The sequence below is a fragment of the Acinetobacter sp. WCHAc060033 genome (assembly GCF_004209125.1).
Lineage (GTDB): Bacteria > Pseudomonadota > Gammaproteobacteria > Pseudomonadales > Moraxellaceae > Acinetobacter > Acinetobacter wuhouensis.
The window spans coordinates 15,793-42,419 of the sequence record NZ_SGSW01000025.1 but is presented as its reverse complement, the minus strand read 5'-3'; the positions used below and the strand labels follow the sequence as shown (position 1 = coordinate 42,419).

Here is a 26,627-nt window from a genome sequence, read left to right as displayed (position 1 = left end):
ATTGCTGTCAGATTTTTTTGGTCGCTATGTTTAATGATTTACTCCTCCCAATGTTCGATGATGAATATTATCCAGATATTCTGGTTGCTGAAGTCAAGCAACTGATCGAACAATTTGCTAAGAAATTAGCGAAAACCAGTTTTAGTGATGCTGAGGTGTATGCTTTAGCAAACTCGACTGTGCTTGATATTAATGAAATGAAGCCACAGTTTGAAGACCTTGATTCTTCACTGGATGATACTGCTGCGGATTATATTGCAGAAGCGATGATGATGGTGGTGCAAGATCAAGGCTATCTTGATATTGAAATGGAAGAACTTGTTGCAAATAGAGAGTGGTAAGTCACTCTCTATTTTTCTATTGAATATCAGAAAAATAAAAAGAACGATATCCATTATTCGCACTGAATAGCATTTACATCCAATTTTAACTTTGGAAATTTTTGATCATAGATGTCTAAAATTCTTTGTTTATCATCACCAAAAATTTGCTGTTGTAGTTGACTGATTTGAGACTCAGTTAAATGTTGTTGTGCGCAATGCATGGCAATACTATTGTCTTTGGCAATGGTTAATTTCTGTGTTTCTGAAATATTATCAATACGTTGTAGTTGTTGTTGAGCTTTGCTCAGTTGTACCATGCTTCGTTTTTGTTGCATGCTGAGAAGTTGATGCTGATTAATCCATTTTGCTACATCCATTCGCACACCGTTGTAGTCCACAAAGATTGGGCTGATCGTCTGGCAAGCAGTTAGTAGCGTTAAAGATAAAATGAGAACTAAACTTTTGATTTTCATAGAGGGCTCAAAGAAAAATTTCTTCTATTTTGCCTCAATAATTTTATAAATATGTATTAATTTTAAACATTTAATTATCAATTGTTTAAAGCGTGATCATTAGTGCTTTTCGGTGCTTGACGCATGCCAGATAAATCTAGATAATGCCCACACAGTTTAAGGCTATGTAGCTCAGTTGGTTAGAGCACCGCACTCATAATGCGGGGGTCACAGGTTCAAGTCCCGTCATAGCCACCATTTTTATAGACCATGCTCACCGCATGGTCTCTTTTTTTATATTTTTGAAAATAAATAAAATTTAAGCAAAATTAATAACTTAATAACTTAATAACTTAATAACTTAATAACTTAATAACTTAATAACTTAATTATTTTATTGAAAATATAGAACGACGTGATGCAAAAGTAAAATTAAGCTTTCTCAGCCAAATAATTTTCAATAAAGCGCTGGGTCTGTGTATCTAAATAGAAAGGTGCAATTAGCGATTTGATGATGTCATCAAGTAACTGATGCTGATCTAAAGCGCCTAGGCAATGTGGCACAAAGCGATCTGCTTCTGCGAATAAATCATTTTCATCTAAACCAACAGAGTGGAGTAATTCTTGTAAGCTGTATGCACTAAAATATTCGTAAAAGGCTTCAACAATATTTAAAATCACTTGTTGCATGAATTCAGTTTGGCGTAACTCTTTCCATGATTCATAAACAAGAATAAAGAATTCTTCAAAATCAATGGATTGTACTTGTGAGAATGTTTCTTTTAATGTGCGTTGTTTAATCTCCGACCAAATATGTGTCGCAATATCCGCTAAGTCTTCATTGGGTAAAAGAATAATCTGACTCAGTTGTTTACGAATCGCATGAGCCAGTTGGTGTTCTAGCTTTAACTCTATATTTTGTTGCTGGTCTTGGATAAAGCTGATGACTTTTGAGCTGAGTTTATTCTGTTTAACCGTGTATTGACGTAATTGATTGAGCCAAGGTGTATTGCTTTCCAAAATTTGATTGGCAAGTTGTAAGCTGACTTGTTGAATTTGAGGATTATGTTGTAAATTTTCCTGAATGTAATCTTTAAGTTGTTCTAATTCTAAAATTTTAAATAGCCATAATTCAAATGCTTCATCAGACAAAAGATCATTGAAAATCGTATGGCTATGAATCGCTTCACGGTGAATTTTTTGTGCAGCAACGCCAATAAACTCAAGAATATCCGCGCCTAGATTTAATTCAAATGCATACTTCTGAACAACAGATTGTAGTTGTTCGAGTTGAATGACATCTTTTAAAAGGATTTGATCGGCATTTTGATAACTTTGAGAAATAAAGTTTCGAATGTATTGAGGATTATTTTGATCTAAAAGTTGTTGTTTAATAAAGCGAACTTGCTCAAGCAACAAGGCTTGAGCAAATTCCTGAGCAAAGCTCGAAGGTGGAAGTGAATTATTCACATTCACGAGGCTTATACACCTGCTTTCCAGCCGTTCACAATTGGGTAACGACGTTCACGGCTGAATGCACGTGAGCTGATGCGTGGACCAATTGCACCTTGACGACGTTTATATTCATTACGATCAACCAGACGAATGATTTTTTCAACCACGTCTTTTTCAAAACCTTTGGCAATGATGTCATCTTGGCTTTGATCTTCTTCAATATAAGCATAAAGAATTGCATCAAGTACATCATAAGCAGGTAACGAGTCTTGGTCTTTTTGATCTGGACGAAGTTCTGCTGATGGTGGGCGCGTAATCACACGTTCTGGAATCACTGGCGCGTCTGCAATGCTATTACGATATTTTGCCAATTCAAATACGATGGTTTTATACACGTCTTTCAGCACAGCATAACCACCGACCATGTCACCGTAGAGTGTGCAATAGCCGACAGCAAGTTCAGATTTATTTCCTGTTGAAAGGACTAAGTTACCAAACTTATTCGACAAGCCCATAAGTAAAGTACCTCGTGCACGTGCTTGAAGATTTTCCTCAGTCGCATCCGCAGGTGAGTTACCGAAGAACGGGAACAGGGTTTGCATGAAACTGTTCACGATCGGATGAATTTCAGCGATACCGAAAGTTACACCCATACGTTTTGCTTGTTCAGTGGCATCTTCAACACTGATTTGTGATGTATAAGTATAAGGCATCATTACAGCTTGAACTTTATCCGCACCAATTGCATCTACAGCAATCGCCAGTGTCAACGCAGAGTCAATACCACCTGAAAGACCTAAAATTACGCCAGGAAAACCTGAACGTTGAACATAGTCACGCGTTCCGAGAACCAAGCTTTGGTAAATTTCAGCCATCGTATCTAATGCAGGAGCAGCTTCTACAACTTCATAAGCTTTATTTTCAACTTGATAATTGGCAATCAGTAACTCTTCTTTAAAACTTGATGCTTGAGATGCTACATCGCCAGAATTGTTAATGACAAAGCTTGTACCATCAAAGATCAAATCATCTTGACCACCAACTTGGTTCACGTAAACCAAGTTGATATTCATTTGTTTTGCCAACTCTTTAAGTGTCGTTACGCGATGTTGAGGTTTGCCTACTTCATACGGTGAAGCATTCAATACAAGAATAGTCTCAACATTCAATTGAGCAACTTGCTGAACGGTATTGAGTGACCAAATATCTTCACAAATCAAGACGCCAAATTTATGACCAAGGTATTCAAATACAAGGTGTTGATGACCTTCATTAAAATAACGCTTTTCATCAAATACGCTGTAGTTTGGTAAGTTTTGTTTATTATAAATACCCAAAACTTGCCCGTCTTTCATTACAGCCGCTGCGTTATAGCATTGACCATCTTCAGTATGATTGGCAAAACCGAAAACAAGAACAATATCTTTAACTTCTGCTAATTTTTCAAAAGCTTGGGCTGTACGTTTTGTTAAGCTTGGACGTAATAATAAATCTTCGGCAGGGTAACCAATAGTAGATAGTTCTGGAAAAACAATAATTTCAGCATTCTGTTTTTTTGCTTCATTGGCTTGTTCAATCATCTTTTGAACATTTGACTCAATATCACCAATGAATGGAGAGAATTGCGAGAGAGCAATTTTAAAACTTTTCATTTAAATCAAATCCTATTCCAATAGGTTAATTTATATATATTCTGTTGATTTTTAAAATATAGTTATTCAACAAAGCATATATAGTTACAACGTCATATTGCCAAATGGCGAATCTATAAAATCATCAAATAATGATCAAAAATCTCTATGTTCTTGCAAGGCAAAAATTTTAGACAATGCGTATTTTAACTAAAAAAACGTTAGAAGCTAGTGATTCATTCGGTTTATTCAGTATTGCGTCAAAATACACTTGAATTTAGTCGATTTTTTTAATAGAAACCAGTGATTTTTCAATATTTTTTGTATTTGTATCATAATAGAAAAACTTTAGGATATTTCTGTGAGTTTAGTCACTTTATAAGTATTTTTCGTAGTTGAATAAGCTAGTTTGATGAGTTTTTATTCAAAATGATGTTTTCGATTCGATTTAAATAAATGTCTTTGGCAATATCGCCTTGTTGTTCAATATTATAATCAAAATAAGATTTGCCTGTGATAAAGGTATAACGGTAGGGATTGTACTTACCAAAAGAAAGATACATTGCGGATTGTAAAATTGCACCTTTGAGCAATACATTTTCATGGCGCTGATACTGATAAACATGTGCCATCTCATGAATAAAAACAGCTTGATAACCCAGACTCAGGCATGAAAAATCTTCACAATAGTCAGCATCTTTTAAATGAATATAGCCATTGGGCGCCATCAAAATACCCACAGGTTGCCAAGGCAAATAGGGGTGATTCATGACTTTAACCTTTTGATAATCAATTAGATCACCAAAAACAGTTTTACTGATCAGAATTTCACCCTCAGTAAGACTTCGATATTTAAATTGATCGAGTCGAAGCAATTTGGCTAAAAGTCTGGTGAATATCGGTATCATTGAAAATTTCTAATGAGTATATGTGATCAATATTAACATTGATCAACATGCTATATGTATTTTTAGCTTTTCATTCGCTTAGCTTTTCATTCGCGATGTCATTTATATTTTCACAAAGTCATGATGAAATAATGGCACTATTCATGATTTAGAAGCATCAAACGATCTGCTGATTAAACAAGAATTTAAGCAATATTAAGGGAATTAAGAAAACCTTGGATTAAGCTTAAAACCAATTCAGGTTGCTCATTATGTGGCATATGATGCGCACCCAAAATAATTTCTTGCTGACTTTTGCCTTGTGTATGATCCATAAATCGTTGAGGCTGTGCTAAAGAGCCGTATTCATCTAGTTCACCATGAATAACCAATAAAGGGCTATGCACCTGATGGAGGAATGAGTCTAAAGACCAGTCTTTAAATTCAGGTGATAACCATGTTTCAGTCCATGCATTTAATACCCATTGGGCTTTTTCTCCGTGATATTTCTTTAGGCGATCTAGTTGTCCTGCTTGCTGAAACATTACTTTGGCTTCGCGGATTCCAGAAAGGGTAAGCTCTTCCACCATTGCTTGTGCAGACATGGTTATTAAGGCCTTACAATGGTCTTGATAATGTGCCGCACAACAGCTTGCCATACCTCCGCCAACACTATGTCCCATCACAATAAAATCTTGAATATTGAAATGTTCGAGTACTTTTGCAAAATGAGTTGTTGCTTCAGTCGAAACAAAATCGACTTTTAATGTTTCAGGATTTGCAGAAGATTGACCAAAGCCAAGTCGATCATAAGCAATCACTTTTCGCCCAGTCATTTGTGCAAGTTGCTCAGGAAAATCACGCCATAGTGCTACAGAACCGAGTGAGTCATGTAATAAAATAATCGGTATTTGATGCTGAAGCTGCTCAGGTGTCCATGATTTTACATAGAGTTGTAAATGAGCGGTGAGATCGATCCATGATTCAGCAGTTTGCATATCCATTCCAACAGGTATTGTTATAGTTCAATGTACTTACCATAACGATTTTTTAAACAACTATTCAAGTAATGTCAGTGCAAATCCACTGTCCTCATGGGTCATGATTTATTTTGAAATATTCAATAGAAGAATAACGAAGAGCGATTTGTCAGACAATTTTAATGAATAGTCATGTATTGCTAATCAATTGACCTAAATTGCTAACGGTATTTTGAAAGGAATCCTTTATTTTTTTTGTGCATAAAACATGGTTTTTGCTGAATTTGTGAAATTGTTCCGCTTAAGCAATCAAACTCATGATCCATGAATGAATCCAGAGCGTACTCTCTATGTTATTAGCAAAGCCAGTCAAAAAAGTATTTACCAAAATATTTCCACAAGCAATGCCTGATCTTACAGGTCGTTTAGCCAATATTCCGATTCGTCATTTCAACTTCAAATTTGAATCGAAAGACATCGATGCGAAGTTCTTTATGCAAAAAGAATGGGGTACGGCTTATTTTGCTGCACTGTCTATTTTCTTAACTTATGGTGAAGAGTTGGTTATTGAAACTGCACGTTATCATCGTGATCTAATAAAAGATCCAGTGTTAAAACAACGTCTCACCAGTCTAATTGGGCAAGAAGCAATTCATTCAAAAATTCATGAAGAATATAACGATGCGATGATCCCTCGTAATTTCCCTGTGCAATTTTACCGTTTCCTTGCAGAACAAGTGTTTAATCATACTTTCTTGAAGTTTCCACAACCCTTAAAACTTTCAATGATGGCAGGAATTGAGCATTTCACTGCGGTATTTGCACAGTATGCGATGAATCATGAAGACATTTTTAATCATTCTTTAGATGAAAAGACACGTGCGCTGTGGATGTGGCATATGTTGGAAGAATCTGAGCATAAAGATATTGCTTACGATACTTATCAAGTGCTTTCAGGTGATTATCCGCTACGTATCGCAGGTTTCTTTATTGCTTTAGCAACTTTGGGGCTTGGGGTAGGCGCCGGTGCTTTATTCCTCCCATTTTTACGCCGTCCAAAGAATGCCTTAAGTCTTGATTTTTGGAAAGAAGCCAAAGGCAGTTGGGACTTATTATTTGGTTTAAAAGAGGGCGTATTTGGCAGTAGCTTAGGTCATATTTTTGATTATTTACGCACAGATTTTCATCCAAATGATCATGATACCAATGCGCTTTTAGAACATTACAAAAAAGAATTACTTGATCCTGTGACAGGGACTCTAACCCCATTCTTTGTTAAAGAATTTACCCCTGCTTTACGTGTGTAATGTGCATAGATCGATGCCTAGAAAGTGGCTGAATTGACTGTGCGATTGAGCCACTTTTAAAACATTAAATTTGTCCAATAAAAAATGCTGTGAGATACGTTTCTATGTGCTTTTAGGGGCAAAATTAAAATGTCATTTCAGCCAATTTTGTTGTGAAAATGAAAATCAAATATTGTCTTTATAGGACATTTTCTATCAGTTGAAACCATTCTCAAATATTTTGTCTAACAAAGCAGTGATGTTGTCATAATTTGCTAATCAAAAGAAGAAATGTGCCAATGGTAATTGATAAAGCATGGCGTAATTTTCATGCATAATCTGGAGTTTTTACTCTAAAAAATAAATCTTTTAGCTTCAACAGAAATTGGATTTCCATTTTCATGAATAAAGGGTATTTGCAATGATCTTAGCTAAACCAATCAAAAAAGCATTTTCAAAAGTTTTTTCAGCGGCACCTTTTAGTCTGGAAAATCAAACACCAATTATTCCTATTCGTCATATGAAGTTTGATTTTGAACCTGAAAAATTGGATCACAGATTTTATATGGATGCGGAATTAGCCAGTGCATATTTTGCATCTTTATCTATTTTTCTGACACTCGGCGAAGACTTGGTGATTGATACGGCACGTTATCATCGTGATTTTATTAAAGATCCATTGTTAAAGCAGCGTGTGACCTCTTTGATTGGGCAAGAAGCAATTCATTCTAAAATGCACGAAGAATTAAATGATGCGTATATGGAACGTGATTTGCCAGTGAAATTATTTCGCTTTTTAGCAGGTTATGTTTTTGAGTATGGTTTTAACCGTTTACCACAACCAATGAAATTATCCTTAATGGCAGGTATTGAGCATTTTACTGCGGTTCTGGCTGAATACATGATGAATCATGAGTCGGTCTTCTTCCGTTCTACAGATGAAAAACAACGTGCGATTTGGATGTGGCATATGTTAGAAGAGTCTGAGCATAAAGATATTGCTTTTGACGTTTTCCAAACTTTATCAAATAATTATGCATTGCGTATTGCAGGATTTTTTCCTGCATTGATCACGATTCTTGTGTTGATCTCGGCTGCATCGACGATTGTACCGTTCTATCGTGATCCTAAAAACCTGATTCGTTGGAGTTATTGGAAAGAGATTCCACATAGTTTCCGTTTGATTTTCGGTTTAAAAGATGGTGTTTATGGTAGTTCTTTAAAGCATATATTTGATTATTTGCGTCCAGACTTTCATCCAAATGACCACGATACCAGTGAGTTTTTGGCATATTACAAAGAAACTTTGTTGAATCCTGAAAATGGTGTTCTGACGCCATATTTGACCAAAGAATTTATTCCAGCACTACGTTCTTAAAACGTCCTTACAATAATAAATGGATTGAAATACATGGGAATTTTTTCTAAAAAATTAAAACCGAGTCAACATGCTTATGCTGTGGTGACGGGCGCTGGCAGTGGGATCGGTCGTAGCTTTGCGATGGAACTGGCAAAGCGTGGTGGTACGATTGTTTGTGCGGATATTAATCTTGCAGCAGCTGAAGAAACAGTGAATTTAATTCAATCTCAAACCACAGGCAAAGCATTTGCTGTGCAATGTGATGTGACGGATAAAACACAAGTCAAAGCGTTGTCAGAGCAAGCTGAAAAGTTAATGAACCATTCAGTGACTTTAGTGATTAATAATGCGGGCGTAGGGCTCGGTGGTAAGTTTGACGAAGTATCACTCGAAGATTGGCAATGGTGTGTCAACATCAATCTTTGGGGAGTGATTTATGGTTGCCATTATTTTGTACCGAAGTTTAAACAACAAGGTTATGGTGCAATCATTAATGTTGCATCGGCAGCAGGCTTTACGGCAGCGCCTGAAATGACTGCATACAACGTCACAAAGTCTAGCGTCTTGGCTTTATCTGAAACACTTTCAGCAGAGTTACGCAAAGATAAAATCAGTGTCAATGTACTTTGCCCAACACTTGTTCCAACCAATATCATGAAAAATGGTCGCTTGCCAAAACAGTATGCAGGATTGGCTGATGATTTATTGATGAACCATGCTTTCACAACCAGTGAAAAAGTCGTGATTAAAACATTGAATAATTTAGATGCTGGCAAACTTTATACCGTACCTCAACCTGATGCGAAATTATTCTGGTTAATGAAGCGCGCTTCACCTGCCTTATACGCAAAAATGTTGGGTATCGGTTATCCATTATTTAATAAATATGTAAAATAATTGTAGAGTGAATCAAGATGACAACTGAACAGACTGTAGATACGCTTCCTGAAGATAAAAGCGAAAAAAAGACCAATAAACAAACTACTGTTGAAGAAATTAAACAGGTGATCCAGCCTGCAGAAGTGAAGAAAGCTGAAGTAAAGACTGAGCCAAAAGTTGAAGCAAAAGTCGAAATAAAAGCACCAACTAAGGTTGCGATTTCTAAGACCACTGCGACGAAAGCAGTTAAAACTGAAAAAGTGGATCAAACACAAGAAAGTAAAAAGCCAGTTTCAAGTACTAAAAAACCTGAATCTGTACATGTGTACGATACAATTGTGATCGGTGCTGGGATTTCTGGAATCGCTGCTGCCTATAAAATGAATCAAGCGGGTTATCACGATTATATCGTCCTTGAAAAAGCAAGTCGTGTCGGTGGAACTTGGCGTGACAATAATTACCCTGGTTGTGGATGTGATGTGCCATCGGCATTGTATTCATTTTCATTTTCACCGAGTCATAAGTGGAGTCACTTATTTGCCAAACAACCTGAGATTTTAACCTACTTAGAAGAAGTGGTTGAGAAGTATAACTTAGGCGGTAAGATTGACTTTAATAATGAATTGACCAGTGCTAAGTGGGATGAGTCGCAACATATTTGGAATTTAGAAACATCAAAAGGAAAATATCAAGCCAAAACGGTTGTATTTACCACAGGTCCAATCACTGAACCATCGATGCCAAAATTAAAAGGGATTGAAAGTTTCAAAGGTGAAATGTTCCATTCCGCACGTTGGAATCATGATTATGATTTAACAGGAAAACGTGTAGCGGTGATCGGAACTGGCGCTTCAGCGATTCAGTTTATTCCACAAGTTCAACCTTTAGCAAAATCAGTCGTGGTATTCCAACGTACTGCGCCGTGGGTATTGCCAAAAGCAGATATGGAATTGAGTGATACAGCAAAAGGTATTATTTCTAAATTCCCTGTGATTCAACAAACATGGCGTAACAGTATTGCGCAAATTTTAAATGGTATTAATTTTGGTTTGCGTAATCCAAAAGTATTAAAACCAATTAATTTCCTCAGTAAGCAATTGCTTAAATTGCAAATTCAAGATGATCAATTACGTAAAGATGTTACGCCAAACTTTGATATAGGTTGTAAGCGTCTTTTGTTCGCCAACAACTATTATCCAGCACTTCAACAAGACAATGTCAGTTTAGTGCCACATGGTTTGGTGGAGATAGATGGCAATACTGTTGTCGCGGCGAATGGTGAACGTCACGAAGTTGATGTGATCATTTGGGGGACTGGTTTTGAAGTATCACATCCACCAATTGGTAAACGTGTTTATGATGCCAATGGTCAGGTTTTAGCAGATCGTTGGAAGAATAGTTCACCTGAAGCGTACTTGGGTGCAAGTATTGAGAATGTTCCAAATGCATTCTTGGTACTAGGTCCAAATATCTTGGTTTACGATTCATTTATTGGTATTGCTGAAGCGCAAGTGGGTTATATTGTAGATGCCTTAGTGAAAATGCGTAATCAGAAGTTCACTCGTTTTGAAATTAAAGGTGATGTGGTTGAAGCACACAATAAGCGTTTACAAAAGCATTTAAAAACAACGGTATTTAATGCGGGTGGTTGTAAGTCTTATTATTTGGATGAAAATGGTCGTAACTTTGCGGCTTGGCCGTGGTCTTTACAAGAACTGCGTAACCAGTTAAAAGTTTGGAATACCGACCATTATTCAGTTGAAACAAAGAAGACGACTGTGAATTGATGGTTATTCTACTTCATCATTCAGCTGTAATTTAATCAGCAAAGCCCTAAAAGATTTAGGGCTTTGTTTTATTCGTGGATAAATTATCTAGATCGCCTGAGTATTCTCAACTAACCAATTTAAAACATCACCTTGTAAAAGTGGCGATAAACGCTCACGTACAGTCTGGTGATATTGATTCAACCATGCTTTTTCATCAGTCGTCATCAAATCCAGAACAATACACTGGGTATTGATTGGGCAAAGCGTTAAAGTTTCAAACTCTAAAAAATCACCATAGGTTTTGTCTGCAAAAACTTTAGGTTGATTGACCACTAAATTTTCAATACGAATGCCATATTTCCCTTCATGGTATAAGCCTGGTTCATTTGATGTGATCATGCCTGCACGCATCTTGGTATTTTCTGTTGGTGGTGCATAGCATGAAATCACTTGTGGACCTTCATGCACATTCAGCGCAAAGCCTACGCCGTGACCAGTACCATGACGATAATCTAAACCATATTTCCATAAAGTTTGGCGGGTTATACTGTCTAATAAAGGTGATGCAATTCCTTCAGGGAAAACAGTTTGTGCTAATGCAATATGACATTTTAAAACCAAGGTATAGTCACGTTTTTGTTCATTAATTGGTGTGCCAATAGGAACGACACGGGTGATGTCTGTGGTGCCATCTGCATATTGTGCACCTGAATCAATCAGTAATAAGCCATCACCTACAATTTGACTAAAATGATCTGGAGTTGCACGGTAATGCGGAAGTGCGCCATTGGCATTAAAACCCGCAATTGTTGAGAAACTTAAATCAATAAAACCTTGTTGTTGTTTACGAAAAGCTGTGGCTTTTTCATCAATGCTCAGTTCATTGATGCTTTCACCATTCTTAAGCGCAGTATCTAACCAATGAAAGAAATGACACAGTGCAACACCATCTTTGATCATGGCATTTCTGATATGTGCAATTTCAGATGGATGTTTGCATGATTTAAATAAAGTGCTTGGGTTGATGTCTTGAATCACTTGATTATGTAGGGTAATTGCTTGAGCATGTAATATTGAAACTTTTGCAGGATCAATGAGTACAACTTGATTTTGAATTTGTTTTAGAAACTCAGCACTCTGCGCATAAGCAATAATTTCAATATGATCTGCTTCTAAGTTTGCCTGTAATTCAGGAGAAAGTTTTGCATCATCAATAAAAAGCACAGTACGAGAGTGATCAATATATAAATGTGCTAAGAACACGGGATTGTATTCAACATCGCGACCACGGCAGTTAGTGATCCATGCAATATCATCTACGGAAGAAACAAAATGAGCAGATGCATTTTTTGTTGATAAAGCATCACGAATTGCGGAAATTTTTTCTACACGTGTGAATGCATTTAAACCATCTGCCATTTGCCACACTGTTTGTAGAGGTAAGGCAGGGCGATCATGCCAAATTTCACTGATCAGATCAAAATGGCTTTCGAGTTTAAATTGCTGTTGTTTCGCAATATCCTCTAAAGCATTATATTGCTGTACAGAAATATTTTGTCCATTCACAGAAATTTTTGCATCTTTGCTTAAATGCTGTGCCAACCAAGCAAGGTGCGTTGTAGCTGGATCATGGCTTTGTTTCTGCAAGATATAGCCCGTATTGTTCAGTTGTTGTTCAGCTTGTACCCAATAACGCCCATCGACCCAAAGTCCAGCGAAGTCTTGAGTCACCACCACAGTTCCGACTGAACCCGTAAATCCCGTGAGCCAAAGTCGAACTTGCCAATATTCGGGTAAATACTCAGACATGTGCGGATCAGCACTCATGGCAATGAAAGCATCAATCTGATGCTGCTGCATATGGCTTCTCAATAAACTGAGTTTTTCATTTGGCGTTTGAGTGTTCATTAGGTTTCCACTTGAGAATTTTGTATAGGTGTAGGTTTAGTTGACGCAGTTTGATCAAGAAGTTTACGAATCGGCATTCTTAATAACCATAAAATCACAGCACCAATAAGTAATGCAATCACACAGCGCATGAATAAGGTTGGTAATTGATTAATTTCATCAGTAGAAACATGTCCACCAATTAACCCTGCCATTAAATTACCGAGTGCAGATGCAGTAAACCATAAACCCATGATTTGTCCACGTAGAACATTTGGTGCAAGTTTAGTCATTGCGGAGAGGCCAACAGGGCTTAAGCATAGCTCACCTAAGGTTAAAAATAACATTGCACCAATGAGCCACAATGGTGAAACCGTATTTTCGTGATTTTGGATCACAGAATGGCTTGCAAGAACCATTAACCCAAAGCCGCAAGCTGCCAATACCAAGGCAATAATAAATTTGCTGATATAACTTGGGTCACGATTGGATTTGCCTAATTTCATCCATAACCACGCAGCGATGGGTGCAAAAATTACAATAAGAATTGGGTTGACAGACTGGAACCAAACCGCAGGAATTTCAAATCCTAAAAATTGTCGATTGGTAAAATCCTGAGCAAATAGGTTGAATGAGGTTGGTTTTTGTTCAAAAGCAGACCAAAACAGCGCCGCAGTCATGAGAAGTACAAAACAAATAATAATTTTCTTTTTTTCAGTCGTATTTAGATTTGCAAACAGAAGTAGGTAAGCAAAATATGCAATGATCGCAATACAGATTGAAACGGTTAAATATTTTACGATGATAACTGGATTGATGTGTAAATAACCTATGGAGGTTAAAATAACAACCACAGCGACCAAGACAAGGAATAGAGCTACGACTTTTGGTGCATTTTTATCATAATGTACTGCTTTGTCCCATGTTGTCTCTGCACCTTGTAAAGCATTGAACTTTTTTAGTTGGGGTACTGTCATGACACGGAAAATAATCAATGAAATGAGCATGCCTATTCCACCAATTCCAAAACCCCAATGCCAACCATAATCTTTAACCAAAAGCCCAGTAACTAAAGGGGCGAGGACAGAACCTAGGTTAATTCCCATATAAAAGATTGAAAAGCCTGCATCGCGTCGAGTGTCCTGTGCTTTATACAATGTACCCACAATGACTGAAATACAGGTTTTGAATAGACCAGATCCGATCACAATCAGAACTAAGCCAAAGTAAAAAAAGAAATGGCTAAACAGTGCGGTCAAAGCAATAGAGATATGTCCACAAGCAATAATCAGAGAGCCGTACCAAACTGCTTTTTCTTGCCCCAGCCATCGGTCAGCGACCCAGCCACCTAAAACGGTCATGAGATACATCGAACCAGCAAATAAACCTACGATTGCAGATGCTGAAGGGCGGTCTAGTCCAAGTCCACCATCTGCAATCATTGCTGCCATGTAGAGAATAAGTAGTGGTCGAATGCCATAATAGGAAAAGCGTTCCCATAATTCTGTGAAAAATAAGCCTTTTAGTGGTTTGGGGTGTCCCATAAAGGCCTGATCATATTGTTTTAAATCTTGTGACATCTTCAATTCCTTTGAAAATGATTAATAAATATAAGTTATGCAATATATAAAAATATTTTAATTTAAAGTGTTTCTATTGGTGTTTATTTGTAATTCTTATAATTCATGAAATTAAACTTAAACTACCCAAATAGGGCATAAAAAAACCACCCCAAAGGGTGGTTTCTTGTTCGATCTAAACGCGTAACGAATTAACGTTGGATATCGCGTTGAGTTTCGCCAGTATAAAGCTGACGAGGACGACCGATTTTGTAAGGTCCGCTGTGCATTTCTAACCAGTGGCTGATCCAACCAACAGTACGTGCAAGTGCGAAGATTACAGTAAACATTTCTGTTGGGATACCAATCGCTTTAAGGATGATACCTGAGTAGAAGTCTACGTTCGGGTAAAGTTTACGTTCGATGAAGTACGGGTCGCTTAACGCAATACGCTCAAGTTCCATCGCAAGTTCTAATTGAGGATCGTTGATACCAAGTGCGCTTAACACTTCGTCACAAGTCTCTTTCATTACTTTCGCACGTGGATCGAAGTTTTTATAAACTCGGTGACCGAAGCCCATAAGTTTAACTTCTTTAGTTTTTACTTTTTCCATGAACGGAGCAACGTTTTCTACAGAGCCGATTTCATCAAGCATCTTAAGAACAGCTTCGTTCGCGCCACCGTGAGCAGGTCCCCAAAGTGCAGCAATACCCGCAGCGATACATGCGTATGGGTTAGCACCAGTAGAACCCGCTAAACGTACTGTAGATGTAGACGCGTTTTGCTCATGGTCAGCATGAAGCGTAAAGATACGATCCATTGCTTTTGCAAGAATAGGGTTAACTTTGTAGTCACGATCTGCTGGAGTAGCAAACATCATGTACAAGAAGTTTTCAGCATAGCTTAAATCGTTACGTGGATATACGAACGGTTGACCGATTGTATATTTGTAAGTCCAAGCAGCTAAAGTAGGAATCTTAGCAACTAAACGAACTGCAGTGATTTCACGGTGATCAACATTTTCAACGTCAAAACCATTGTGATAGAACGCAGATAACGCACCAACTACACCACACATAACAGCCATAGGGTGAGCATCACGACGGAAACCATTGAAGAAACGGCTAACTTGGTCGTGAACCATAGTGTGATTGCGGACTTTGTTTTCGAAGTCTGTTTTTTGTTCAGCAGTTGGAAGCTCACCGCTTAACAATAAATAGCAAGTTTCTAAGTAAGAAGCTTGAGTTGCAAGTTGTGCAATTGGATAACCACGGTGTAAAAGAACGCCTTTGTCACCATCGATGAAAGTGATTTTAGACTCGCAAGAAGCAGTAGCCATAAAACCAGGATCAAAAGTAAAGTGACCTGAAGCCAACACATCCTTAACGTCGATTACATCTGGGCCCAATGTGCCGCTGTAAATTGGTAATTCAATTTTTTTGCCATCAAGCTCTAGAACGGCTTTCTTGCCAGTTGCTGCAGACATTCAATAGATCTCCTGTCCTGGTGGATATTTTATCTAACTTGCTTAGTCATCTTGTAATGCACAAGTCAGACGGATCAAAAATTGCTATTAAGCTTAGTGAGTACTGAAATTTTGTCAATTATACTTATGGATGAACAGATAATGTTTTCGTAAGTATTTTAGTCAAAATGCGATAATGAATAAATATTGATCATTGAATTTCAGAGTCGGTCAGTATAATAAGGCAAATTCTGAGGAAGTTGCATAAAAATAATTATGATTGCGAGGCGGGGAATGGCATTTTTAACCAATATTTTGATGCTTTTGTAATTAAGCCCTGTTTTTTTTATGTTTTAAAATCATCTAAATTTCATGACTTACATAGCTTTGGGTGTTGTTGCTGTATGAAAAATATGCAAATAAATTGATGAAATATTTATTTTCATTTTTGTGCTTAATTGATTAAAAAATAATATTTAATGTACGAAAAACACTCAAATAATGCGATAAATTTGTATTTAAATGTTTTATAAATAATCAATTGACATCAAAATTAAATAAAAATCGAGAATTATTCACACACTAAGTTGTTCTTTCTTATTGTAAAGCTTTAAGTCAAATCAAGGGTTTGAATGGCAACCATTTAAAATATAAATAAAGGTTTATTTAGAAAGAACATAATGACTATCTTATAAATGCTTAAATTATTTCAAAGTAAAATAAGAGGTAGTTATCATTTATGGAACATTATTGTCCGTAATCTTGTGCTTTAGTCTAAATTTAAAAAATATTATAAGTTGTAAATATGTATAAGTGGTTTAAAGTTAATTTTCTTATAAAATAGATAGATAGCTTAGGTTGTGTGGTTGGAATTATCGAGTTTAGCTTTCAAGTTGATGTAAATGATTCTTATTTGAGTGATTTTTAAAGAAAAAGCCAATTTCGATGGTTTGTATTTTGACAGTTCACGTTTTATAATTCAGTGTCGTTTAAAGTTCAGGCAAATGAATTTGTCTGACAATGCTAGCTTTCCTTCGAATTAATTCCAACAAACTCCGGATGGAGTTTTTACTTACAGGATGCCCGCTGTGAAAAGCAACAGACCTGTCAATTTGTCCATGGGTCAAGTTTTAGATGTAAACTTAAAATCCCCTGTGGCTATTGCATCAATTCTACACCGTCTTTCTGGTGTCATCGTATTTTTACTCGTACCGGTACTTTTGTGGCTTTTAGACAAATCATTGTCTTCACCAGAAGGTTTTGCTCAAGTTCAAGCAATCTTTGGTGGCTTCGTTGTACGTTTCATCGTATGGGTGTTTGTAGCAGGCTTATTATTCCATTTCATTATGGGTATTAAACACTTATTTGCAGACCTTGGTTTTGCTGAAGAACTTCAAAGTGGTCGCGTTGTAGCTACAATTGCATTAATTTTGGCTGCGATTTCTGTAATCGCATCATTTGTATGGATTGTTCTCTAATGAAAAGTGCTACAGGTTTAACGGGTTCAGGTTCTCGTGATTGGTATATCCAACGTGTGAGTGCTGTTGTGCTTGCTGTTTATACTGTTGTGGTTTTAGGTTGGATTCTCTGCAATGGTGGATTTAACTATGAGCAATGGTTTGGCTTCATGATGACACTTCCGATGAAGATTTTATCTTTATTGGCTGTTTTGTCTTTAGTTGCACACGCTTGGATTGGTATGTGGCAAGTATTCACTGACTATGTGACTACACGTCAAATGGGTCCTTCGGCTTCAGGTTTGCGTTTGGTATTGACTTCTGCAGTGATTATTGCAGTTTTTGCATACGCGATTTGGGCAATCCAGATTTTTTGGGCGAATTGATAGGAAACAATCATGGGCGCTATAATCCCTAAAGAAGATTACACAAATATTCCACACGAAACTTTCGATGCAGTCATCGTTGGTGGTGGTGGTTCAGGTATGCGTGCTTCTTATCAGCTTGCTCAAGCAGGTTTGAAAGTTGCTGTGCTAACCAAAGTATTCCCAACTCGTTCTCATACAGTTGCGGCTCAAGGTGGTATTGGTGCATCTCTTGGTAATATGCAAGAAGATAACTGGCACTATCACTTCTATGACACTGTTAAAGGTTCAGACTGGTTAGGTGACCAAGACGCAATCGAGTTTATGACTCGTGAAGCGCCTCAAGTTGTATATGAACTTGAACACCTTGGTATGCCATTTGACCGTAACGCTGACGGTACAATTTACCAACGTCCTTTCGGTGGTCATGCTGCGAACTATGGTGAAAAACCAGTTCCACGTGCTTGTGCTGCTGCTGACCGTACAGGTCACGCACTTCTTCACACGCTTTATCAAAGCAACGTGAAAATGGGTACTCAATTCTTTGTTGAATGGATTGCATTAGATTTAATCCGTAATGAAGAAGGTGATGTGCTTGGTGTAACTGCGATTGACCAAGAAACGGGCAAAATTGCAGTATTCCAAGGTAAAGCAACATTGTTTGCTACAGGTGGTGCGGGTCGTGTTTACCGTGCATCTACGAACGCATATATCAACACTGGTGACGGTCTTGGTATGGCGGCTCGTGCAGGTATTCCATTACAAGATATGGAATTCTGGCAGTTCCACCCTACAGGTGTAGCGGGCGCAGGCGTATTGTTGACTGAAGGTTGTCGTGGTGAAGGTGCAATCCTTCGTAACAAAGACGGCGAACCGTTCATGGAACGTTATGCACCAACTTTGAAAGATTTGGCTCCACGTGACTTCGTATCACGTTCTATGGACCAAGAGATCAAAGAAGGTCGTGGTTGTGGTCCTAAAGGTGATTATATCCTTCTTGATATGACTCACTTAGGTGCGGACACGATCATGAAGCGTTTACCATCTGTATTTGAGATCGGTAAAAAATTCGCGAACGTTGACATCACGAAAGAAGCGATTCCTGTAGTACCAACAATCCATTATCAAATGGGTGGTATTCCAACGAATATTCATGGTCAAGTTGTTCTTCCTGAAAGTGCTGAAACTCAAGAACTTGTTGCGAACTATAACAAAGAAACTGGTGTGTATTCACACAATGGTGGTGAACGTAACTTCACTAAACCAGTAAAAGGTTTCTATGCAATCGGTGAATGTTCTTGCGTATCTGTACATGGTGCAAACCGTTTAGGTACGAACTCACTTCTTGACTTGGTTGTATTTGGTAAAGCTGCAGGTGAACACATCATTGATTACGTGACTAAACATCACGGTGATGAGTACACACCATTACCTACAACTGTGCTTGCGAATACAGTAAATCGTATTAAACACCTTGATGATTCAACTTCAGGTGAAAATGCACAAGAAGTTGCTGATGCAATCCGTGACATCGTTCAAGATCACGCGGGTGTATTCCGTACTCAAGCATTACTTGACAAAGGTGTTAAACAGATTCTTGCAATCGAACCTCGTGTACGTAACATTCACTTGAAAGACAAATCTAAAGTATTCAACACAGCACGTATTGAAGCTTTGGAAGTTGAAAACTTATACGAAGTAGCGAAAGCAACCTTGATTTCTGCTGCTGCACGTAAAGAATGTCGTGGTGCGCATACGGTTGTAGATTACGAGTTACCACCTGATCATGCAGATTACCCATATGGTCGTCGTGATGATGAATGGATGAAACACACATTGTGGTTCTCTACAGACAATCACTTGGAATATAAGCCAGTGCGCTATAATCCATTGAAAGTTGATCCAATTCCACCTAAACCACGTACATTCTAATTGGGAGAAATAAGATGAGTAGAGGTACCCGTACATTCGAAATCTACCGCTATGATCCTGATAAGGATAAAGCACCGTACATGCAAACTTTTAAACTTGAATTGACTGATAAGCACCGTATGTTGCTTGATGCTCTTCTTGCATTAAAAGTAGAAGATGAGTCATTAACATTCCGTCGCTCTTGCCGTGAAGGTATTTGTGGTTCGGATGGTGTGAACATCAACGGTAAAAATGGTTTGGCTTGTCTTTGGAACTTGAACGATTTACCAGAAAAAATCGTGATTCGTCCATTGCCTGGTTTACCAGTGGTTAAAGATTTAGTTGTGGATATGAATCAGTTCTACGATCAGTATGACAAAATTCAACCATTTCTAATCAATAATCAACCTGCGCCACCGAAAGAGCGTTTACAGTCTCCTGAAGATCGTGAACATCTTGATGGTTTGTATGAATGTATTCTTTGTGCATGTTGTTCAACTTCATGCCCATCATTCTGGTGGAACCCTGATAAATTCTTAGGTCCATCTGCATTGTTGAATGCGTATCGTTTTATCATCGATTCTCGTGATACAGCGACTCAAGATCGTTTAAGTCGTCTTGATGACCCATTCTCATTGTTCCGTTGTAAAGGGATTATGAACTGTGTGTCTGTATGTCCTAAAGGTTTGAACCCAACAAAAGCAATCGGTCATATCCGTAGCATGTTGCTCGACCAAGCTGGTTAATACGACGTGAAAAGGAGGGCGCGCATCTTTAGATGTGCGCTCTTTTTTATTGATTTTTGAAAAGCATTGAAAAATACGATCTTCGCCATCATTATTTTATATAAATGGGCTGATGATAATAGATTATTCTTTGTATGTATTTAGCTAATTTATGGATGGTATGTGTCAAAAAAATCAATTGGGCCGACAGTTCATGTTAGGATTTAACAAACCACTATATGTGAAAAACGGACTGCTTTTTTAGTACATTTTATCTACATAAGTGTGATTCATAACGGTTTATAAATATTTTTATAAACTAAGCTTAGAACCGCTTTAGAAAAAGCAAATTTACGCTTTGTTTTTTCTAAGTCGATTTGCAAAAAATTGCTCAGCTGCGGTTGAGTATATAGATGAGTGATGATGCCAATGAAGGCGTTATGATTCATTGTGTGCATTGGTTATTAGCCAATGTTGTTAACGCCCCTTGGTCATTAGCGCCTGATGGGTGAATGTCAATTTACCGATTTGGCATTATCAATCATGGGAGTGCTTAAAAAGCACCCTCTAATGTTTTTGCAATAGGAAATGGGTCCACAAATGCAAGAAGTTGCTGACGCACTGCGTCTTGACACTGAACTTTCCGCTGATAGTGCAGCGTATATTGAAGAGCTTTACGAACAGTACCTTTCTTCTCCAACCTCAGTAGGTGAGGACTGGCAGCAATATTTCGATAAATTCCCTAAAGGTGATCAACCACACGGAAATATTCGTGAGCAATTCTTATTATTAGGTCGCAATTCGAACCGTGTTCAGCCTGTTGTGCAAAGTGAAGTAAGTACTGAGCATGAACGTCGTCAAATTGGTGTATTGCAATTAATCGCGGCGTATCGTAACCGTGGGCATCAAAAAGCAAAATTAGATCCACTTGGTTTGGCAAAACGCGAAGATGTGCCAGATTTGGATCTTGCTGCACACGGTTTAACAAAGTCTGATTTAGATACAGTTTTCAATGCTGGTAATTTAGCAATTGGTAAAACTGAAGCGACTTTGGGTGAATTGGTAAATGCCATGGAAGCGACATATTGTGCTTCTATCGGTGTTGAATACATGCACATTGTTGATACCAAAGAAAAACGTTGGATTCAACAACGCCTTGAAGGTGCGCGTGGTCAATTCAATTTCTCTGCTGATCAAAAGAAACATGTACTTGAGCGTTTAACAGCGGCTGAAGGTCTTGAAAAATTCCTCGGTAATAAATATGTAGGTGCTAAACGTTTCGGTGTTGAAGGTGGTGAATCTTTCATTCCTATGGTCAACGAACTGATTCAACGTGCAGGTTCTGTAGGTTGTAAAGAAGTTGTGATCGGGATGCCACACCGTGGTCGTTTGAACTTACTTGTCAACATCATGGGTAAAAACCCAGCTGACTTGTTTGGTGAGTTTGAAGGTAAAGCACTCAACAAAAAAGGTTCTGGTGACGTTAAATATCACCAAGGTTTCTCTTCAAACGTAATGACTCCAGGTGGTGAAGTTCACTTGGCATTGGCGTTTAACCCATCACACTTGGAAATCGTTGGACCTGTAGTTGAAGGTTCTGTACGTGCACGTCAAGTCCGTCGTAAAGACATTGGTGGTGATGATGTATTGCCAATCATTGTTCACGGTGATGCTGCATTTGCAGGTCAAGGTGTAAACCAAGAAACTTTCCAAATGTCACAAACTCGTGGTTACACAGTCGGTGGTACAGTTCACATCGTGGTCAACAACCAAGTGGGCTTTACAACTTCTGATCCACGTGATGCGCGTTCTACAGAATACTGTACTGACATTGCGAAAATGATCCAAGCACCGATCTTCCATGTAAATGGTGATGATCCAGAAGCTGTATTATTTGTTTCTCAATTGGCTCATGATTTCCGTCACACATTCCGTAAAGATGTTGTGATTGATATGTTCTGTTACCGTCGTCGTGGTCATAACGAAGCAGACGAACCAGCAGCAACTCAACCAATGATGTATCAAGTAATTAGCAAAAAAGCGACAACTCGTACGCTTTATGCAGATCAATTGGTACAAGAAAAAGTATTAGATCGCGCGGCGGCAGATGCTTTGGTTGAAAAATATCGTGAAGATCTTGAAGCAGGTAACCATGTTGCAAACGCACTGGTACTTGAACCAAACAAAAAAATGTTTGTCGATTGGTCTCCATACTTGGGTCATGACTATACAGACGAATGGGATACACGTTTCCCAATCGAACGCTTAAAAGAGCTTGGTCAAAAAATGCGTCAATTGCCTGAAGGCTTTGTGATGCAACGTCAAGTTTCTAAAGTGATTGATGACCGTTTGAAAATGCAAACAGGCGAAATGCCATTGAACTGGGGTGCTGCTGAAACTTTAGCGTATGCGTCTTTGCTTGATGATGGTTTCCTTGTTCGTTTAACTGGTGAAGACGTAGGTCGTGGTACATTCTCACACCGTCATGCGAAACTTCATAACCAAGTTGATGGTTCGGTTTATATTCCACTTTGTCATATCAAAGAAAACCAACCACGTACTGCAATTTATGACTCATTATTGTCAGAATTGGCTGTACTTGCATTTGAATATGGTTATTCAACTACATTACCGAAAAGCTTGATCGTTTGGGAAGCTCAGTTCGGTGACTTCGCAAACTGTGCGCAAATGGTGATTGACCAATTCATCGCTTCTGGTGAAACCAAATGGGAGCGTGTTTGTGGTTTGACCATGTTGCTTCCACACGGCTTTGAAGGTCAAGGTCCAGAGCATTCATCTGCACGTTTAGAACGTTATCTACAGCTTTGTGCTGAAGAAAACATGCAAGTGATCACACCGACTACACCTGCACAGATCTATCATGTTTTACGTCGTCAAGCGATTCGTCCTTTACGTAAACCATTGATCGTGATGTCACCTAAATCATTACTTCGTCACAAGCTTGCAACGTCTACTTTAGATGAACTTGCTACTGGTACATTCCAGACTGTGATTGATGAAGTGGATAACATCAACAAACAAGATGTAACACGTGTTGTGCTTTGTGGTGGTAAAGTTTATTACGACTTACTTGAAAAACGTCGTGAAGAGAACTTGAACATCGCAATCGTGCGTGTTGAACAATTGTATCCATACCCAGAACAACGTCTTGCAGAAGTTCTTGCAGCATATCCGAACGTGAAAGAACTCGTTTGGTGTCAAGAAGAACCGAAGAACCAAGGCGCTTGGTTATTCATCGCTCCACGTTTATATGAAGGCGTGATGAAGTCTGGTCAACAAGTTCAAATCAGCTACGCAGGACGTGAAGCTTCAGCTGCACCTGCATGTGGCTCACCTTATTTGCATGCAAAACAACAAGCTCAGCTCGTAAATGACGCTTTAGCGATCGTCGCTGAACAATCAGGAGAATCTAAATAATGGCAACCGAAATTAAAGCACCGGTGTTCCCAGAGTCAGTTGCTGACGGAACAGTTGCAACTTGGCACAAACAACCAGGTGAAGCAGTATCACGTGATGAAGTGATTTGTGATATTGAAACGGATAAAGTTGTTTTAGAAGTTGTTGCTCCTGCTGACGGTACAATTGCATCTATCGTTAAAAATGAAGGCGATACAGTTCTTTCTGCTGAAGTGATTGCAACGTTTGAAGAAGGTGCTGTTTCTGGCGCTGCTCAAACTGAAGCAGTTCAATCAGAAGAGAAAGTTGAACAAGCTGCTTCACAAACTCAAGCAGGTAATGCGCCTGTAGTTGAACGCGCTCAAGTTGCTGATCAAGCGCCTGCAGTTCGTAAAGCGTTAACTGAAACTGGTATTGCTGCATCTGATGTAGATGGTACTGGTCGCGGTGGTCGTATTACTAAAGAAGATGTTGCAAATCATCAAGCTAAACCAGCTGCTTCTGCAACTCCATTGAGCGTTGCTGTTGGCGAACGTATCGAAAAACGTGTTCCTATGACTCGTCTTCGTAAACGTGTTGCTGAACGTTTACTTGCTGCGACTCAAAGCACTGCAATGTTAACAACGTTCAACGAAGTCAACATGAAGCCAATCATGGAAATGCGTGCGCAATACAAAGATGCATTCGAAAAACGTCATGGTGCTCGTTTAGGCTTTATGTCTTTCTTCGTTAAAGCGGCTACTGAAGCGCTTAAACGTTACCCAGCTGTAAACGCGTCAATTGACGGTGATGATATTGTTTATCACGGTTACTATGACATCGGTGTAGCTGTTTCTTCTGAGCGTGGCTTGGTTGTTCCTGTATTACGTGATACAGACCGCATGAACTATGCGGAAGTTGAAAATGGTATCCGTGCATATGCTGGTAAAGCGCGTGACGGTAAATTAGGTATCGAAGACATGACTGGCGGTACGTTCACTATTACTAATGGTGGTACTTTCGGTTCATTACTTTCTACACCTATTTTAAATACACCACAGACTGCAATTTTGGGTATGCATAAAATCCAAGAGCGTCCAATGGCTGTAAATGGTCAAGTAGAAATTTTGCCAATGATGTATTTGGCTCTTTCTTATGATCACCGTTTAATTGATGGTAAAGAAGCTGTAGGTTTCCTTGTAGCAATTAAAGAATTGCTTGAAGAGCCAGCACGTTTAATCCTTGATCTTTAATTCTTAAGAATAACAATACGAGCTTAGGGTGATCCTCTAAGCTCGTTTTTGGAGATAACATGTCTCAGTTTGATTTAGTTGTAATCGGCGGTGGACCAGGTGGTTATGAAGCAGCGATTCGTGCTGCACAGCTTGGTTTCAAAGTTGCGTGTATCGAAAAACGTGTACACAAAGGTAAGCCATCTTTGGGTGGTACTTGCTTAAACGTGGGTTGTATCCCATCTAAAGCACTTTTAGATTCTTCACATCACTATGAAGATACGCTTCATGGCTTAGATGTACACGGGATCTCTGTTGAAAATGTTCAACTAGACCTTCAAAAGCTTCTTGCGCGTAAAGATAAAGTTGTTGATAACCTGACTGGTGGTGTTGCTCAATTATTAAAAGGCAACGGCATTGAATGGTTACAAGGTACTGGTAAATTACTTGCTGGTAAAAAAGTTGAATTCACACCATTAGAAGGCGGTGATGTTCAAGTTTTAGAACCTAAATTTGTCATCCTTGCGACGGGTTCTGTACCTGTAAACATTCCTGTAGCAAAAGTTGATGAAGACTTAATTGTTGATTCAACTGGTGCGTTGGAATTCCAAGAAGTACCTAAACGTCTTGGCGTAATCGGTGCGGGTGTTATTGGTCTTGAACTTGGTTCAGTATGGCGTCGTCTAGGTTCTGAAGTTGTTGTGTTTGAAGCATTAGATGCATTCTTACCAATGGCAGACAAAGCTTTGGCTAAAGACTACCAAAAACTTTTGACTAAACAAGGTTTAGACATTCGTGTAGGCGCTAAAGTTGCGGGTACTGAGATTAACGGTCGTGAAGTGACTGTTCAATATACTCAAGGCGGCGAAGACAAAACTCAAACTTTCGATAAATTGATTGTTTGTGTAGGTCGTAAAGCGTATGCAGAAGGTTTATTGGCTGAAGATTCAGGCATTAAACTCACTGAACGTGGTCTTGTTGAAGTCAACGATTGGTGTGCAACTTCTGTTGAAGGCGTATATGCAATTGGTGACTTGGTTCGTGGTCCAATGCTTGCACATAAAGCAATGGAAGAGGGCGTAATGGCTGTTGAACGTATGCATGGTCATGCGGCTCAAATCAATTACGACACGATCATCAGTGTAATTTACACACACCCAGAAGCGGCGTGGGTAGGTTTGACTGAAGAACAAGCTAAAGAAAAAGGTCATGAAGTTAAAACAGGTCAATTCCCATTTGCGGTGAATGGTCGTGCTTTAGCTGCCAATGAATCTGCTGGTTTCGTGAAGTTTGTTGCTGATGCGAAAACTGACCGTTTACTGGGTATGCATATTATTGGTCCTGGTGCTTCTGACATCGTTCACCAAGGTATGATTGCACTTGAGTTTGTATCTTCTGTTGAAGACTTACAGTTGATGACTTTTGGTCACCCAACCTATTCAGAAGTGGTTCATGAAGCTGCACTTGCAGTCGATGGACGTGCGATTCACGCGATTCAGCGTAAACGTAAATAACACAAAAAAGAGCGGTTTCGACCGCTCTTTTTACATTTGATGGTTGTTTTTAAGTGAATAATCATCTAAAAATAAAAGAACAAATTTAATAAA

The 26,627-nt window shown here is 38.5% G+C and carries 20 protein-coding genes and 1 tRNA gene; 13 read left to right on the top strand and 8 right to left on the bottom strand.

Translation table 11 applies throughout. The features are described from left to right. The first annotated feature begins 26 nt into the window (after nucleotides 1-26). Entirely contained in the window at nucleotides 27-341 is a 315-nt protein-coding gene (locus EXE10_RS12365) for a DUF5713 family protein (protein WP_068973501.1), read from the top strand. Between the two features lie 53 nt (nucleotides 342-394). Here the strand turns inward: EXE10_RS12365 and EXE10_RS12360 are convergent, their stop codons facing one another. Beyond that, nucleotides 395-796 (bottom strand): hypothetical protein, encoded by a 402-nt coding sequence (locus EXE10_RS12360; protein WP_130113575.1) that lies wholly within the window; start codon nucleotides 794-796, stop codon nucleotides 395-397. A 160-nt stretch (nucleotides 797-956) separates the two neighbouring features. Between EXE10_RS12360 and EXE10_RS12355 the strand changes: the two genes are divergently transcribed. Next, nucleotides 957-1,033 (top strand) — tRNA-Met (locus tag EXE10_RS12355). Between the two features lie 174 nt (nucleotides 1,034-1,207). On the opposite strand, the gene EXE10_RS12350 is transcribed toward EXE10_RS12355, so the two are convergent. From EXE10_RS12350 to EXE10_RS12335, 4 genes are all read right to left on the bottom strand, one after another. Beyond that, the gene (locus tag EXE10_RS12350; RefSeq protein ID WP_130113574.1) at nucleotides 1,208-2,251 is read right to left on the bottom strand and encodes a hypothetical protein; all 1,044 of its coding nucleotides are present in this window, start codon (nucleotides 2,249-2,251) and stop codon (nucleotides 1,208-1,210) included. 5 nt (nucleotides 2,252-2,256) lie between these two features. Then, the gene (locus EXE10_RS12345; RefSeq protein ID WP_130113573.1) at nucleotides 2,257-3,882 is read right to left on the bottom strand and encodes an NAD+ synthase; all 1,626 of its coding nucleotides are present in this window, start codon (nucleotides 3,880-3,882) and stop codon (nucleotides 2,257-2,259) included. 383 nt (nucleotides 3,883-4,265) lie between these two features. Next, the gene (locus EXE10_RS12340; protein WP_130113572.1) at nucleotides 4,266-4,769 is read right to left on the bottom strand and encodes a hypothetical protein; all 504 of its coding nucleotides are present in this window, start codon (nucleotides 4,767-4,769) and stop codon (nucleotides 4,266-4,268) included. A 185-nt stretch (nucleotides 4,770-4,954) separates the two neighbouring features. Next, on the bottom strand, nucleotides 4,955-5,746 hold the full coding sequence (locus EXE10_RS12335; protein ID WP_130113571.1) for an alpha/beta fold hydrolase: 792 nt from the start codon (nucleotides 5,744-5,746) through the stop codon (nucleotides 4,955-4,957). A gap of 332 nt (nucleotides 5,747-6,078) precedes the next feature. Between EXE10_RS12335 and EXE10_RS12330 the strand changes: the two genes are divergently transcribed. From EXE10_RS12330 to EXE10_RS12315, 4 genes are all read left to right on the top strand, one after another. Then, nucleotides 6,079-7,035, top strand: a complete 957-nt coding sequence (locus EXE10_RS12330; RefSeq protein ID WP_130113570.1) for a metal-dependent hydrolase — start codon at nucleotides 6,079-6,081, stop codon at nucleotides 7,033-7,035. Between the two features lie 400 nt (nucleotides 7,036-7,435). Then, the gene (locus EXE10_RS12325; RefSeq protein ID WP_068973508.1) at nucleotides 7,436-8,392 is read left to right on the top strand and encodes a metal-dependent hydrolase; all 957 of its coding nucleotides are present in this window, start codon (nucleotides 7,436-7,438) and stop codon (nucleotides 8,390-8,392) included. Between the two features lie 33 nt (nucleotides 8,393-8,425). Then, nucleotides 8,426-9,271: an SDR family NAD(P)-dependent oxidoreductase gene (locus tag EXE10_RS12320; protein WP_087552502.1), complete on the top strand. Its 846-nt coding sequence runs from the start codon at nucleotides 8,426-8,428 to the stop codon at nucleotides 9,269-9,271. Between the two features lie 17 nt (nucleotides 9,272-9,288). After that, nucleotides 9,289-11,040, top strand: a complete 1,752-nt coding sequence (locus EXE10_RS12315; protein ID WP_130113569.1) for an NAD(P)-binding domain-containing protein — start codon at nucleotides 9,289-9,291, stop codon at nucleotides 11,038-11,040. An 87-nt stretch (nucleotides 11,041-11,127) separates the two neighbouring features. Here the strand turns inward: EXE10_RS12315 and EXE10_RS12310 are convergent, their stop codons facing one another. The 3 genes from EXE10_RS12310 to gltA all read right to left on the bottom strand — a co-directional run bounded on the left by EXE10_RS12310 (nucleotide 11,128) and on the right by gltA (nucleotide 15,955). Next, nucleotides 11,128-12,930: an aminopeptidase P family protein gene (locus EXE10_RS12310; RefSeq protein ID WP_130113568.1), complete on the bottom strand. Its 1,803-nt coding sequence runs from the start codon at nucleotides 12,928-12,930 to the stop codon at nucleotides 11,128-11,130. Next, nucleotides 12,930-14,489 carry a peptide MFS transporter gene (locus EXE10_RS12305; protein WP_130113567.1) on the bottom strand — a complete coding sequence of 520 codons (1,560 nt, stop codon included), beginning with the start codon at nucleotides 14,487-14,489 and terminating at the stop codon, nucleotides 12,930-12,932. Before EXE10_RS12305 ends, EXE10_RS12310 begins: the two co-directional genes overlap by 1 nt. 191 nt (nucleotides 14,490-14,680) lie before the next feature. Beyond that, nucleotides 14,681-15,955: a citrate synthase gene (gltA, locus tag EXE10_RS12300; protein WP_068973513.1), complete on the bottom strand. Its 1,275-nt coding sequence runs from the start codon at nucleotides 15,953-15,955 to the stop codon at nucleotides 14,681-14,683. Nucleotides 15,956-17,013: 1,058 nt separating this feature from the next. Here gltA and sdhC point away from each other — a divergent pair. From sdhC to lpdA, 7 genes are all read left to right on the top strand, one after another. Continuing rightward, nucleotides 17,014-17,412, top strand: coding sequence for a succinate dehydrogenase, cytochrome b556 subunit (gene sdhC, locus EXE10_RS12295; RefSeq protein ID WP_122071964.1), 399 nt, complete (start codon nucleotides 17,014-17,016; stop codon nucleotides 17,410-17,412). After that, complete coding sequence (gene sdhD, locus EXE10_RS12290; protein WP_068973514.1) at nucleotides 17,412-17,777, top strand: succinate dehydrogenase, hydrophobic membrane anchor protein; 366 nt, start codon at nucleotides 17,412-17,414, stop codon at nucleotides 17,775-17,777. The genes sdhC and sdhD overlap by 1 nt, the downstream gene beginning before the upstream one ends. 12 nt (nucleotides 17,778-17,789) lie before the next feature. Further along, on the top strand, nucleotides 17,790-19,688 hold the full coding sequence (locus EXE10_RS12285; protein WP_130113566.1) for an FAD-binding protein: 1,899 nt from the start codon (nucleotides 17,790-17,792) through the stop codon (nucleotides 19,686-19,688). A 14-nt stretch (nucleotides 19,689-19,702) separates the two neighbouring features. Continuing rightward, nucleotides 19,703-20,413 carry a succinate dehydrogenase iron-sulfur subunit gene (locus EXE10_RS12280; RefSeq protein ID WP_068973516.1) on the top strand — a complete coding sequence of 237 codons (711 nt, stop codon included), beginning with the start codon at nucleotides 19,703-19,705 and terminating at the stop codon, nucleotides 20,411-20,413. 579 nt (nucleotides 20,414-20,992) lie between these two features. Then, a complete protein-coding gene (locus EXE10_RS12275) occupies nucleotides 20,993-23,830 on the top strand; it encodes a 2-oxoglutarate dehydrogenase E1 component (protein ID WP_068973553.1) in 2,838 nt (945 codons plus the stop codon). Then, nucleotides 23,830-25,041: a 2-oxoglutarate dehydrogenase complex dihydrolipoyllysine-residue succinyltransferase gene (gene odhB, locus EXE10_RS12270; RefSeq protein ID WP_087552497.1), complete on the top strand. Its 1,212-nt coding sequence runs from the start codon at nucleotides 23,830-23,832 to the stop codon at nucleotides 25,039-25,041. The genes EXE10_RS12275 and odhB overlap by 1 nt, the downstream gene beginning before the upstream one ends. A 59-nt stretch (nucleotides 25,042-25,100) precedes the next feature. After that, nucleotides 25,101-26,534, top strand: a complete 1,434-nt coding sequence (gene lpdA, locus EXE10_RS12265) for a dihydrolipoyl dehydrogenase (protein WP_087552496.1) — start codon at nucleotides 25,101-25,103, stop codon at nucleotides 26,532-26,534. The last annotated feature ends 93 nt before the right edge of the window (nucleotides 26,535-26,627 follow it).

Coding starts and splice junctions, on each gene's coding strand:
- EXE10_RS12335 (WP_130113571.1), bottom strand. CDS start 5,746: ATGCAAACTGCTGAATCATGGATCGATCTCACCGCTCATTTACAACTC.
- EXE10_RS12305 (WP_130113567.1), bottom strand. CDS start 14,489: ATGTCACAAGATTTAAAACAATATGATCAGGCCTTTATGGGACACCCC.
- EXE10_RS12285 (WP_130113566.1), top strand. CDS start 17,790: ATGGGCGCTATAATCCCTAAAGAAGATTACACAAATATTCCACACGAA.
- sdhD (WP_068973514.1), top strand. CDS start 17,412: ATGAAAAGTGCTACAGGTTTAACGGGTTCAGGTTCTCGTGATTGGTAT.
- EXE10_RS12360 (WP_130113575.1), bottom strand. CDS start 796: ATGAAAATCAAAAGTTTAGTTCTCATTTTATCTTTAACGCTACTAACT.
- odhB (WP_087552497.1), top strand. CDS start 23,830: ATGGCAACCGAAATTAAAGCACCGGTGTTCCCAGAGTCAGTTGCTGAC.
- EXE10_RS12340 (WP_130113572.1), bottom strand. CDS start 4,769: ATGATACCGATATTCACCAGACTTTTAGCCAAATTGCTTCGACTCGAT.
- lpdA (WP_087552496.1), top strand. CDS start 25,101: ATGTCTCAGTTTGATTTAGTTGTAATCGGCGGTGGACCAGGTGGTTAT.
- EXE10_RS12315 (WP_130113569.1), top strand. CDS start 9,289: ATGACAACTGAACAGACTGTAGATACGCTTCCTGAAGATAAAAGCGAA.
- gltA (WP_068973513.1), bottom strand. CDS start 15,955: ATGTCTGCAGCAACTGGCAAGAAAGCCGTTCTAGAGCTTGATGGCAAA.
- EXE10_RS12275 (WP_068973553.1), top strand. CDS start 20,993: ATGCAAGAAGTTGCTGACGCACTGCGTCTTGACACTGAACTTTCCGCT.
- EXE10_RS12280 (WP_068973516.1), top strand. CDS start 19,703: ATGAGTAGAGGTACCCGTACATTCGAAATCTACCGCTATGATCCTGAT.
- EXE10_RS12365 (WP_068973501.1), top strand. CDS start 27: ATGTTTAATGATTTACTCCTCCCAATGTTCGATGATGAATATTATCCA.
- EXE10_RS12320 (WP_087552502.1), top strand. CDS start 8,426: ATGGGAATTTTTTCTAAAAAATTAAAACCGAGTCAACATGCTTATGCT.
- EXE10_RS12330 (WP_130113570.1), top strand. CDS start 6,079: ATGTTATTAGCAAAGCCAGTCAAAAAAGTATTTACCAAAATATTTCCA.
- sdhC (WP_122071964.1), top strand. CDS start 17,014: ATGCCCGCTGTGAAAAGCAACAGACCTGTCAATTTGTCCATGGGTCAA.
- EXE10_RS12325 (WP_068973508.1), top strand. CDS start 7,436: ATGATCTTAGCTAAACCAATCAAAAAAGCATTTTCAAAAGTTTTTTCA.
- EXE10_RS12310 (WP_130113568.1), bottom strand. CDS start 12,930: ATGAACACTCAAACGCCAAATGAAAAACTCAGTTTATTGAGAAGCCAT.
- EXE10_RS12345 (WP_130113573.1), bottom strand. CDS start 3,882: ATGAAAAGTTTTAAAATTGCTCTCTCGCAATTCTCTCCATTCATTGGT.